Source organism: Ignavibacteria bacterium (assembly GCA_016707005.1).
Lineage (GTDB): Bacteria > Bacteroidota > Ignavibacteria > Kapaibacteriales > Kapaibacteriaceae > UBA10438.
On sequence record JADJIQ010000004.1, the window covers coordinates 276,141 to 288,562 of the forward strand.

General features: G+C 52.5%; 5 protein-coding genes. 4 read left to right on the forward strand and 1 reads right to left on the reverse strand.

Going from position 1 to position 12,422, the window contains the following annotated elements; all coding sequences use genetic code 11:
• Positions 1–24: 24 nt before the first annotated feature.
• Positions 25–6,777: a cell surface protein SprA gene (sprA, locus tag IPI29_07830; GenBank protein MBK7412447.1), complete on the reverse strand. Its 6,753-nt coding sequence runs from the start codon at positions 6,775–6,777 to the stop codon at positions 25–27.
• Between the two features lie 237 nt (positions 6,778–7,014).
• Here sprA and IPI29_07835 point away from each other — a divergent pair, with 237 nt between their 5' ends.
• From IPI29_07835 to dnaJ, 4 genes are read left to right on the forward strand one after another with little or no spacing between them, the layout of a single operon-like run.
• Positions 7,015–9,609, forward strand: coding sequence for a YIP1 family protein (locus IPI29_07835; protein MBK7412448.1), 2,595 nt, complete (start codon positions 7,015–7,017; stop codon positions 9,607–9,609).
• 9 nt (positions 9,610–9,618) lie between these two features.
• Positions 9,619–10,704, forward strand: a complete 1,086-nt coding sequence (gene hrcA, locus IPI29_07840; protein ID MBK7412449.1) for a heat-inducible transcription repressor HrcA — start codon at positions 9,619–9,621, stop codon at positions 10,702–10,704.
• Positions 10,705–10,734: 30 nt separating this feature from the next.
• Positions 10,735–11,253, forward strand: a complete 519-nt coding sequence (locus tag IPI29_07845; GenBank protein MBK7412450.1) for a nucleotide exchange factor GrpE — start codon at positions 10,735–10,737, stop codon at positions 11,251–11,253.
• Positions 11,250–12,398 (forward strand): molecular chaperone DnaJ, encoded by a 1,149-nt coding sequence (dnaJ, locus tag IPI29_07850; GenBank protein MBK7412451.1) that lies wholly within the window; start codon positions 11,250–11,252, stop codon positions 12,396–12,398. Before IPI29_07845 ends, dnaJ begins: the two co-directional genes overlap by 4 nt.
• Positions 12,399–12,422 lie beyond the last annotated feature (24 nt).

Below are 12,422 nucleotides of genomic sequence, written 5' to 3' on the forward strand. Positions count from 1 at the left end.
CCTATGTTTCATGGGCGTTCCACGCTATCTGCCTCCGGAGATGGACAGCCTTATATCGAGGCCTACCTGCGTGGTGCTGAACCCCGGATTTGCAGCCCCTTCGCTGAAGTTTCCTTCGTATCGGAAGAAGGCAGAGGCCGTAACGCGATTGCTGATCGTGTATCTAGCGCGAGGTTCGATGATGATCTGGGTTGTTCCGTCAACAAGAGACCCGTCTGCCCCCTTGAAATCAGTTACGTCGTATTGAGCCCTGAGATTGCGACGGATCTGGGTGTTGAAGGTGAACTCCATGTCGTTCTGCAGGTCGAGACCAAGGATCTTCAGTGATACTCCCCTTCTGAGATACGATGCCTGTATCTGGATCTCGTGGGACGTCTCACGTGAGATCACACTTCTGGCAGAGGCATTTAGACCGTGGGTTGTTGTAACACTGTACCGGCCGGTGGCGGTGAGCAGGCCGTTCAATCTGCGTTCGTCAAAGGAGAGATTCAAGCCGATAAGGGGCGTAAACCCGGACTTGATCTGTTGCACTTCTATCACGCGACCGTTGTCGTTGATACGTGCATTCTCGGTGTAGGTGGACTGATAGGCATGTTCAAGGAAGATCCGCTGAGCGATCCCGCGGAATGGCGCGATCTTCTCGATCCCATCCCAACGAAGTGTCCAGTTGATCGCCGGCAGTACGCGCCCGATCTCACCGGAGATGAAGTCCAACGATTCGAATCCTTCCCGGAACGAGGTTGCCAATGCCTCTAACAATCGAGCATTTCTGCCTACTGTGTCAGGATCGGCTTCGATGGCGGCCTTTCGTCCGTTATAGATCGTAATCACGTTCTCTACGTTGTCATTGAACAATCCGAACGGCATATCCGGGAAGCTGATAAAGCTTCGCTCAAGGGTCTGGCGCTTATTGATGTTCGTGAACGTTGGGATGCCTGCAGCATCGGTCACCACCCGTTGATTGCGACTGTATCCAACATCCGTACGCATGTTCAGATCCAACGTAGCTCCCGGCCACAAGGGTCGGTTGGTTTGGAACTGGAATGTGGAACGCTGCGTGTAGTCGTCAACCATCACTGCGTTCGACGGACGAACCCCGGCAGTTGTCTCGAATTTGAAGAATGGGAAGGCAGAACTGCCCACAAGATTCAGATCTCCGTGCGGGTTGGAGATCAGACCAAGTTGATATGGCGTGCTCGGACCCCACATTGGATCGTTATCGCGGAAGGTCAATGATCGTGCCCAGAGGTTGGTGATCCCTGTTCCGCCGAGGATACCATTGTTGAGGGCTGTGTTCGTCTGATTGAACGTGAACGTGAAGTTCTCGAATCCGAAGAAGATGTCTTGCAAGACGGAACCGAAGTCATCAGCCCCTTTTTTAGACGGGCCGAACATCTCTGCTCCGAACTGTCGCCAACGGAACACTGGACTCAAACGGAAATTCGATGTATACCGTGCTGTTCGGACCACATCACGTTGTGCCGGATCCGGTTGTAGCGGATCGAACACTCCATACACAACGTTGTAAGAGCCCGTGGTCTCCAACAACCGGTTCAGACCAAAAATGTCTGGAAGTTTAGGGCGGAACGAAAACGTGATCGTCTGACCGAAGTTGTTGTCAGGTCCGAAATTGAAGAGCTGACCGTTGCTGAAGAACATCTGATCTGCGATCTGTCCGCCCGTTCGCTGACGACCGTTCTGATCCATCTCGAGCGGCACGAGCGTGGAAGAAGAGATGACCTTGTAATCGATCACCGCACTCAAAAAACCGTTCTCAACAAGGCGCCAGTTGAATCCAAAAGATTTCTCAGCGATGAATTCACGGATGATCGGGCTAGGCTGGAGTAGGAATCTGGATTGTTCCGTTGTCCGAGCACGGGTCATACCAAGATTGGCCGTGATCGTCTGCGGAAGGAAGTTGATCTTCATGTCCTTGTATGCTTTCAAGCCCCATACTTCTGTCAGGAATTTTAGGGGGCTTACGTCATACTTAGCCGGAAGTGTCACGGCATAATCGATCCGGAGACGCCATCTCCAATCAAAACGTTGCTGAACAACCTGCGACCGTTCGAACTCCTGTGCATAGGCAAAGTTGAACGTGAGTTTGTTGAAGGTGTCATCGAGATACCATGCCTTAGAAGGGATCCCCAACTTGAGACCGGTAACTGCCCACTGATCCTGCACCCTTACTCGTTGAGAACGTGTTTTCACATTTTCTGATGCCTGAGCAGCAGCCTCAGCAGTTCCGCCCTTGTCCAACGTATCCTGAGCGGCGGCGGCGGCGGCGGCATCAAGCTCAACGTCATTCTGCGCCTGATACTTCGGTGTCTCTGCCAACTCCGTGTGAGTATAGGTCACCGGTATCCGCGTCTCTTTGAGTTCTTTCGGAAGGAACTTTTCGAGACCGAGCTGCACAGTGGCATTCCACGCCGTGGCCTGCATGCGATTCCCGAATCGATCCTCAAGACGGTGGTAGTTCGGCGTTGTATGGTTGATCGATGCAGTGATATCGCCTACGTCTGCGAGTTTCAATGTAGTACTTGCCAGCCCCGCCCAGTCATTATCATTGGTGGGTTCAACTACGCGGAGTTCATCCACCCACATCGATGTTGACAGCCCATTCGGATATCGTTCAGCCGGGTTCGCAATGCCGAAACCAAAGAATGTCACCCGAGTCATGATCGGATTACCCTTGATCGCAAAAATCCCCTGCGGATCTCCGGGCACAGAGAACTCTTGCCGTTCAGTGGTCCGACTTTGATCTCTTCGCTCCTTGATCGCCGTAAGGTCGGAGATCACGATACGCAGGTCCTGCCAACCTCGCAGGAGCGGACGTCGGTACTCGTAGTAGTTGGCTGAGTCCACACCATATCGCACAAAGCAGTACGCCGGAGGTGTTGAACCTTCTGTAACACTGCTCGGCATGGTATTATCACCATGGATGAAGAACGCTACCTCTTTGTAGTAGAACAGATCCCATGGGCGGAAAATGCGAGCTGCAAATCGCTCTTCACCATAGCGTAGGTTCCGCGCCTTTATCACCAGAGATTGTTCGTTAAGGTAGACCTGTTGATATGGGTCCGGATTCTGAAGCTGTTGAGGGGGCTGAACACCCGGAGGCATCGTGTAGAAGTCCGGCGCACTCTGGTTCTCTTCGCGGTTCACATAGGCAACCTGCAGGACGGAGTCGGTTGATGAAACGTTCGGCTGGAACTGGTGATTACGCAGCCAATAGGATCCAACAACTCCCCAGTCTGCAATTGAGACCTTTACAGTTCCACCCTGGAAGTGGACACGTGCGTATTGAATGTTCGTGAAGAGTGGGTTTCCGACAACAGTGTCTGGACGACGTACAGGGATACGGAAAAGGAACCATCCGGCTGGAGGATTACCACCAACGATCTGCGGATTTGTTGATGGGTTCGGATTAAGCTGTACCTCGTATCGGAAATAGCTGTTATCAAGGGAGATCGTTTGGCCGTTGTTCTTATTTAGGATCTCGGTATCAGGGAACTGACCGAGCTCAGACTGTGTAGAGTTGCCTTCGAAATTGTTGTATTGAACGAATTGCGACTCATTCTGATTCTGACGGTCGGCATTGAAGTCAAAGAAGTAGTCGTCACGGGCAGGGTCGGCTTCCCTATTGAGCGGATCGGGATATACCACCTTTTCGCGGTCGTTGGTGAGAGTATCGATTCCGCGGTCTTCGCCAACATCAATGAGATTGTTAGCCGGTGGATTGTCTTCGGTATTGAGACGCTGATTGGGGATCACATCTTCGCTGATCTGACCTAGGTCGATGAACATACGCGACCCGGCCTCGTATGCATCGATCTTCATCATGATCTCGATGTAATCGATGTTGTCATTGTCAAAGTTGGTATTGAACGGAGACAGCAATCGAAGCATACCGCCCCAGATCTTCGGTCTGTTCTGTTCGATGTAGCTCTGTGTGGTTGCACGAACATTCAGTGAGTCCGCATCATTCCACCGCGGATTCTTTGCATCAAGGAATTCAGGATTAGGATTGTAGATACCACGTTCACGTGGTTCAAAGACCAATCGAATCGGGTTGATATTGTTTCGACCCTGAACGCGTGCACGGTTGGGATACACGTCTGCCTGAGGCACATCTGGAACGAACTTCTGATACCAAAACGTCTTTCCCTTGAATTTCACGGCATTGGTATCGTGGTCCCATAATGACACATCTTTTGACGGAGAAGAGTGTTGCCATACGGTTGGCGTGAGGCCGAACGACAAGTACCGCCTTGCACTCTCGAAGTCATCAACATAGGCAACGGCCTTACCTGCATCACTGGCTACTGTTGACGTTCTCTTATTCGGCGTAGGCGACACCATAGCCCATTCACCAGTGAACGTCCATGTAGATTTCTCCTTCGTATCGAGACCAGGCAATGCATCCAATGCTCTCGTAAGCCACGGCAACTCCGCATTGAACTTCGCATCGAAGCCCATCATGAAGTTCGAGTTCGGTTCTTGACCAGGCATCACGCGGTCTACGATAGCGGCCTGATCATAATTCATAAGCGTCATACCGATCGAACCGTTCATTCGACGCTTATTGAACAATACCATGTCGGCACGCAGACCGAGCAACGTTCTCGTTGTGAGATTAAAGATGTCGTTCTGCTCGTATTCGATATTCAGATTGGCATTCGGAAGAGTTGCCCGAGCGTTCAGAAGGGACATCGTGCCGGTATAGTAGTCAACCGTATAATCCACTCCTTCACGCAACGGCGCGCCGTCGAGCGTCACGCGAACACTGCCTGGTGCAAGCTGATACGCAAGCGGGATCCTGTTGCCGGTTGCCGTTCCCGCTGCTTCTCCAACGAGAAGGAACCTGTCCTTAGCTGTTACAAGGCGTGCAGCCGCATCGGTGGTGTCATAGACCTCATTGAACACATACTGTTCGGCAAGCTGGGCATTTCCCTTTGAGGCAAAGTACTCGCGAATGCCTTCCCGGAACGGTTCAAGACTTGGGAAGGTGATCTCACCTCGCTGTGAATTGAACACGGGAGGACGGGCATCGAAAGCGCCGTCCGGAGGCGCTGCGCCAGTTCCGTTATTCACTTGGTCAATGCGGAAGATCGTTGGGATCTTATCCGGCGCACCTTCAAGAACATCCGTTGAGTCATTTGTGGATCGATAGTACCACATTCCAATTCGGGCATCCTGCGGATTGACGTTTGCAACACCGATGTTGTAGATGTTCTTCATCAATCGCTTCCAAAGAAGCGTAAATCCCGGCTGCATCTGAGGACGAGCAATGAGCTTAAGGATCAGTGTGTCCTTCTCCCCTACATCACTAGTGAGAGTCCCATGATTGAAGTCGTCTGTGTTGTCAGTCGTGGGACCGTCGGTTCGATAAGCAACAGCATAGTAGCGGTCAGTTCTGAGGTTAAGAATTGTAAGTGTTCCAAGATTGTAATCGATCTCAAAACGCTTATTGTCCAAACGAGTGAACCTCCCCCGTTCTACTGTACCAGCCTTGATTTCTTGATTTTTGATTGCTGCCGGATATCGCTCGCCTTGAGCATAACGAATGGGTGTAAGGTCCGCGATTGCTATTGCCTCGTTGGCTTGCACTTCCCTGAGATCAGTTGTGGACTCCCATACCTCAATGTCTCCCTTAACTACAAGCGGTGCCCCAAATGGAGGAAGAACTGGGGTTGTCGAACGAAAATATGCTCTCCAGACAGCCATGTACGCAGTATCGAGGAAGAAGTGATTGCGTGTGTAATCATAGGCGCGCACGGTGAACATCTGACGCGCTGAGCCGCCACGAGCGTTGATGATCTTGCGTTCGCCGCGACGTTGAGAGGCGATGGTCTTGAGGTATAGGGGGCCGAACTGGAAGTCGGCCCGGACACCAAAGAGCGTTTGTCCCCCACCAATAAGGGTGCTTTGGGTCTCGAGGTTCACATTACCAAATTCGACGCGTTTGATGATGTCGTCGTCGTATCCCTCATAGCCAACTTTAAACCGGTTATTGAACTCGAACTGGTTGAGGGTGTTCCAGTCTACGTTCATGCGGAATTTGTCGCCGATGCGACCGCTGACGTTGACCTGGATGTTCTGGTTAAAGATCGGTGCCGACTGGGTCTGACCAAGGACCGAGGCGGTACCCAAACGTTGCGTGTCCCATCGCCATCCGGCCTGTACGTTCACCTCTCCATTCACATTGATCGACACCTCAGGCTTGCCGAAGATCCCGAAAATGGCATTCGGCGGGAGTGGGATAGTGATGTTTGTTGCTTGATCGATAAGCTTTGTGAGCTCGGCCGACGACATCGGCTTCTTCATTTCATACGCCAGAAGCGACGAGTCCCTCAGCTTCCTTGCCATTGCCTCACGCTGTTGAGCCAGGTACCCTTCCATGGTGATCGGAACCATCGTCCCAACATCCACCCCGTCAAGCATCTTCCTGAGGGTAACGTTATCCAGAAGCGAATCCACATATCCCACGGCAGAATACCCCTTAGGAATAGGAATCGTCCGGTCTCGTCTCTGTGCTGGACTCGTCCCGTACCGATTTATCGTGGATGTGGGAAAATATCTTGGCAGGTCTGTGTTGTTCGGGTCTCCTGAATCATAGCGATCAATGACCGTTGGCGGTTTCGTTGAATCCTGTAAAAGGGGCAGGATATATGCCGATAACGTCCATGAAACAGCTTGGACACATGCTGCATGAAGAGGCTCACCCGCGGCATTTGGCCGGGATGAGGCAAGGACAGACGTAGAAAAGGCGACCATGCAAAGGCATGTCACCATCACTAAAGCCGTCAAAGATGTTCGTTTAGAACCCTCGAACACGTCGGGCAGCTCACCTATGGACTAAAAAAACCGGATCTGCATTCCAACATGGTCATGCAAGCAACGTACCAAATGGTGAGTATACGCCCTCTCCGTGTGAGTTTATGATGTACAAAGATACATCGTGGGTTAGTTTTGTAGTTCGCACGAACCACCTGCCATCCTATTGTTTACGGCATGACGCAACGATACGCCCTCGTCCTCACCTTTCTTTTCATCACATCACTCTGCCTACCGGCAGCGGACTTCTCTGATTATACCCAACTTGGTCCGCAACAAGTGGCGGCGTTCATGCCTTCCGAGACACGAACGATCATCAACCTAAGTGGGCAATGGCAGCGCATGAATGACGGTGTCCCCGTGGAGACCGTATCAGTTCCTGGCTCATTGGAGTCCACAACACCGGTCGTGCTTCGACGGACCATTCGGATCGAACAAGCAACCCTCAGCAAACACACGTGGCATCTCCAAGTGCTGGGTGTGGTGGACGAGATCGAGCTGCGCGTCAATGGTCGATTCATCATGAGATATCCGGGTGGTATGGTGCCCTTCGGCATTCGCATCCCCGATCGAGTTCTTGTTGCAGGCACAAATACAATTGAGTTGGTCATTTCACCGACCAGTGAACTCACAGCGTTGGTCGAAGGGTTTGCACGTTCTTCAAGATCTCGTCACATGGGGCTCCTGCGTGAGGTCTTCCTTGTTGGAACACCTCATGTTTGGACCAACGACATTCGGGTTAGAAGTTCGATCAACGGTGGCAACGGGTCAATGAACGTTAAGGCTACGATCGTCGGTGGGACTGTTGAGCGTCTTCTTGGTTCTGCCTTGGGAGGCGACGCTTTGACGCAAGGCAAGGCAACGGTCTCTGTTGAGGCCATGCTACGGTCTCGAGATGGTGGACAGATCGTATCGCGAACAGGAACATCTACCGTCACGATCGAACGGTCTCGCCAGCAGATCGTCAACTTCCAGCTTTCCGTAGCGAACCCACAGCGCTGGAGCGTTGCCTCTCCGAATCTGTATGACCTTATCGTACGGATCGAGCGCGACGGTCAACTCATCGATATCTACGAGACGCCTGTTGGCTTTCGTTCCATTGGTGTTATGAGTACGGACCGCGGACGTCAGATATCGATCAACGACTCAATCGTACCGATCTATGCCGTGGATTATGTTGATGACTACCCAAATCGCGGACCGTCGATGTCCTGGCGTCAGATGGAGCTTGATGTATCCCTGATGAAGACGCTTGGTGTAAATGTCGTAAAGATCCGCAACGGCAGTCCACACCCTTATTTCCTCAGCCTCTGCGATCGCTACGGCCTGATGGTGATGGCAGAGCTCCCAACGTCCGACGTTCCCTCGGACATGATCCTGCAGGAAGAGCTGCTGGCTCGGTATCGCAACACCTCTGAACGGTCTATCGCCTATCTGGATTCTCATCCCTCAGTGATCGCCATCGGTTTGAGCGATGGATTGGAAGAAGGCTCCGACGCCGTTGCTCAATATCACGCAGACCTCGTTCAGTTGTATCGTAAACTCTCTACGAAGATGCTTTTCAAAGTCGTTCCTGCCGGACTTTACGACCGTACGAGCGAAGGTGGTTTTGACCTTATCATTATCAAGTTCAGCACAACGCAGGATCGTACTCGTTTTGAACGCATCGTTCAGGCGCTTCCGAAAGCATTCCGTTCTGCTGCTGTCATCACGGAATTCGGTTCTCGGTTGTCGCCAAGCAATACGAATGGGTTCAGCGATCCTCTCTCCAATGAAGCGCAGGCCTTGGTTGTGCGCGACTGTTTCCGCGCCTCGATATCTGCCGGTCTCGCGGGCGTTATGATCTGGTCGTTCGTGGACTATTCTCTTGAACGTCCAACGATGTTGGTCGATCATTACGATTCGTATGTCTGCACGTCCGGCCTTCTCGACGTTTGGCGTCAACCTCGCATCTCGTATGCCATGTTGAAGTCTCTCATCAATGATGAGAAGGAGCCCCTTCTTCAAGCTCGGTATGCGGCGTTTGACACCCCGCTCGTCTTCATCGCTGCGGGCATCATCCTTGCGTTGATCATGACGTTCCTGATCAATCGTTCACGTCGGTTCCGTGAATACCTGTTGCGTGCCATTGCACGGCCGTACAACTTCTATGCTGACATCAGAGACCAACGGATCCTCTCCGCAGTGCAAACGTCCTTCCTCGGCATCGTCATTGCCAGCTGTGTTGGATTGGTAATTTCGTCGTTGCTGTACTACGTTCGTGTTGATGCCGAGATCGAGTATCTCTTGCATCTTCTTATCCCTTCGAATGTAGCCTATGATGTGGTTCGGTTTGTGTCATGGAGGCCGACCCTCGCAGTTCCATTGTGGTCCACAGTTGTTATGGGGCTTTTTGTTCTCGCAGCCTTCCTACTCCGTGTTGGATCGATGTTCATCAAGGCACGCATCTATTTCCGCGATACCCTTACGATCGTTGTGTGGTCGGCCTTGCCATTGGTGGTGCTTCTTCCCATCGGCGTTGCCCTTTACCAGGCACTCAGCACGGATGCTCTGTCTCTCTGGGTTCCATTGCTTGTGATCGCACTAACGATCTGGTCATTAATGCGCACCCTGCGTGCTACTTCTGTCGTGTTCGATGTACCATCCACCATCGTGTATTCGATCGGACTTGGACTTGTAGTAGTAGCTCTTGTAGCGATCCTGATCTCTTGGAATGCGTCGTATGACGCCTTCTCCTTCGTCAAGTTCTACTTCTCCGTTGTTTCGGCGTAAGGGAACGCGATGTCTGTGATCGTTCCGGTTGACCACCGAGATCTGAATGACCGTGAGCGCTCGATCCTACGTGCGATCGTCCAGCTCTTCATTCTCCATGCAACTCCCGTTGGGTCGCGTGTGGTATCGAAGTACCTCGAACGCACCCTGCCATTGAGTCCGGCAACGATCCGCAATACGATGTCCGACCTTGAGGCAATGGGCTACATCACCCATCCTCACACGTCGGCCGGACGTATGCCAACGGACCTAGGATATCGCTTCTACGTTGATTCATTGGTTGATATCAGCAGGGTTCCGATCCATGAATCTGAACAGGTTGTTTCAGACCTGCTTTCCCTACCGCGGGAGAGCGTCATGCGCGATGCATCGCGCATTCTTGGATCGCTAAGCCGACACTTGGCAATGGTGCAGCTCCCCCTGCTTCGCGAAGCACTCGTGCAACGTGTGGAGCTGATCCCGTTGTCCACAGAGCGACTTCTTGTGGTGATCGCTCTCGATAGTGATATCGTTCGTACGCTCACTCTCGAGACCAATGACCTCATCGAACCCGGAACGGTTGAGGCGGTCTCGCGACAGCTCAATGAACGGTTGTCCGGACGCCCCCTCTCGTCTATCACAACCATGCTCTCGGAACTGCTCGCCCCCTCATCAGATCAAACGCCATCCTTGTTCAGGTTGTTCGTTGAACAGGTTGGGAATCTGGTCAGCACACAGCCGAGCGGAATGGTCCATATTTCCGGAGCACAGAACCTGATCACACAACCGGAGTTTGAAGCGCCGGAACGACTCCGCAGTGTTATCGAACTTGTTGAGAACGAAGATGTCATCGTCCACCTCCTCGGAACAGCTACAGAGGCCGGACGGGTTTCGATCACCATCGGGAATGAATTCGCAGAGGCCGAGATGCGAGACTATGCAATGATCGCAACTACCTATCGGGCCGGTCATGCAACCGGGTCTCTTGGCATCATTGGACCGCGCCGGATGGACTACGGACGCATGATCTCGATCGTACAACTTATGTCGAGTGTACTTACACGTACTCTCGGGGATATTCGTCAACTGCCCGATGATACTGACGTCGGGCTTTAGCCCGATGATACTGAAACACAACCCAACACCATGAATAACGAAGAACAAGAACTAACATCAGAAGAGCAGATCGAAGCACTTCAACTCCAGGTTGAGGAGTGGAAGGATCTTGCTCATCGGCGTTCAGCCGAGATCGCCAATATTCAGCGCCGGACACAGGAAGAACGTCAGGCAATGGCGAACCATGCGTCGGAACGGGTGATCACCAAGATGCTTCCGGTCCTCGATGATCTACATGCAGCTCTGGAATCTGCGCGGAAGACATCTGATGAATCTCCTCTCAAGACCGGCATAGAAATGATCTATGCCAAGGCGGTGAAGATCTTCGAAGAATCCGGCGTTTCGGTGATCGAGGCCGGAGTGGGTGAACCATTCAATGTTGAGTTTCATGAAGCTCTCATGCATACAGTATCTGAGCATCCGGAGGGTCATGTGATCCAGAATGTTCAACGCGGTTATCAGCTTCATGACAAGGTGATCCGCCATGCGAAGGTCATCACCTCTGCCGGACTCCCAGCCCACACTGATACAACGGAAGACAGATCATGACGGAACGCGACTACTACGAGATCCTTGGCGTTGGCAAGTCCGCATCGGCAGACGAGATCAAATCAGCCTATCGGAAGATGGCCATGCAATTCCATCCGGATCGCAATCCAGACGATCCGAGTGCTGAAGGCAAGTTCAAGGAAGCTGCAGAGGCATACGAAGTACTCAGCGACCAGAACAAGCGCGCCCGTTATGATCAATACGGTCACGCTGGGATGCGCGGCGGTCAGGATTACCACCAGTATTCGAACATCAACGACATCTTCAGTGCGTTCGGTGACATCTTCGGTCAATCCATCTTTGGCGACATGTTTGGCCAGCAGCAGCGCGGCGGACGCAAACGTTCGCAACGTGAGCCTGGCGCAGACCTCCGTGTTCGAATGCCGTTGAGTCTCGAAGACATCGCAACAGGCGTAGATCGTACGATCAAGCTACGCCATTGGAAGGCCTGCGGCACATGTAGCGGATCTGGGGCAAAAGAAGGCTCAGGATTCTCCACGTGTACGGTCTGTGAAGGCTCAGGAGAGATCCGCCAGGTCTCTCGCAGCGTCTTCGGTCAGTTCATCAACATCGCACCATGTACCACATGCGGTGGCACCGGAGAGATCCTCAAGGATCGCTGTGACACGTGCGAAGGTGAAGGTCGCGTAGAAGGTGAAACCACCGTAAAAGTCACGATTCCGGCCGGTGTACACACTGGTAATTATCTCACGGTCACGGGTAAGGGGCATGCAGGTCGTAGGGGTGGTGAGTCCGGTGATGCGATCGTGGTCATTGAAGAGACCGAACATGAGGTGTTTGAGCGCGACGAGGATGATGTGTACATGGACGTGGTAGTGGACTTCCCTACTGCTGCCCTTGGCGGCGAAGTGAATGTCCAAACGCTGTTTGGTGAGTCTTCATTGAAGATCGAACCGGGCACCCAGCCGGGGGCGGTCCTGCGGATGAAAGGTAAGGGTATCCCTCACCTCAATGCAAGGGGCAGCGGCGACCAACTCGTACGTTTCAATGTTCATGTGCCAACGAAGCTCTCATCAAAAGAAAAGTCGGTCCTGAAGGATCTGGCAACAAGTGACCATTTCAAGCCAAAGGATCAACGAGTAGAGTCACACTTCTTCGATAAGATCAAAGAAGCGTTCTCCTAGAGGAACATGAGGCGCTTCAGAAGG

Excerpts from the sequence above, each read along its gene's own strand:
- sprA (MBK7412447.1), bottom strand. The coding sequence starts at position 6,777 with ATGGTCGCCTTTTCTACGTCTGTCCTTGCCTCATCCCGGCCAAATGCC.
- IPI29_07835 (MBK7412448.1), top strand. The coding sequence starts at position 7,015 with ATGACGCAACGATACGCCCTCGTCCTCACCTTTCTTTTCATCACATCA.
- hrcA (MBK7412449.1), top strand. The coding sequence starts at position 9,619 with ATGTCTGTGATCGTTCCGGTTGACCACCGAGATCTGAATGACCGTGAG.
- IPI29_07845 (MBK7412450.1), top strand. The coding sequence starts at position 10,735 with ATGAATAACGAAGAACAAGAACTAACATCAGAAGAGCAGATCGAAGCA.
- dnaJ (MBK7412451.1), top strand. The coding sequence starts at position 11,250 with ATGACGGAACGCGACTACTACGAGATCCTTGGCGTTGGCAAGTCCGCA.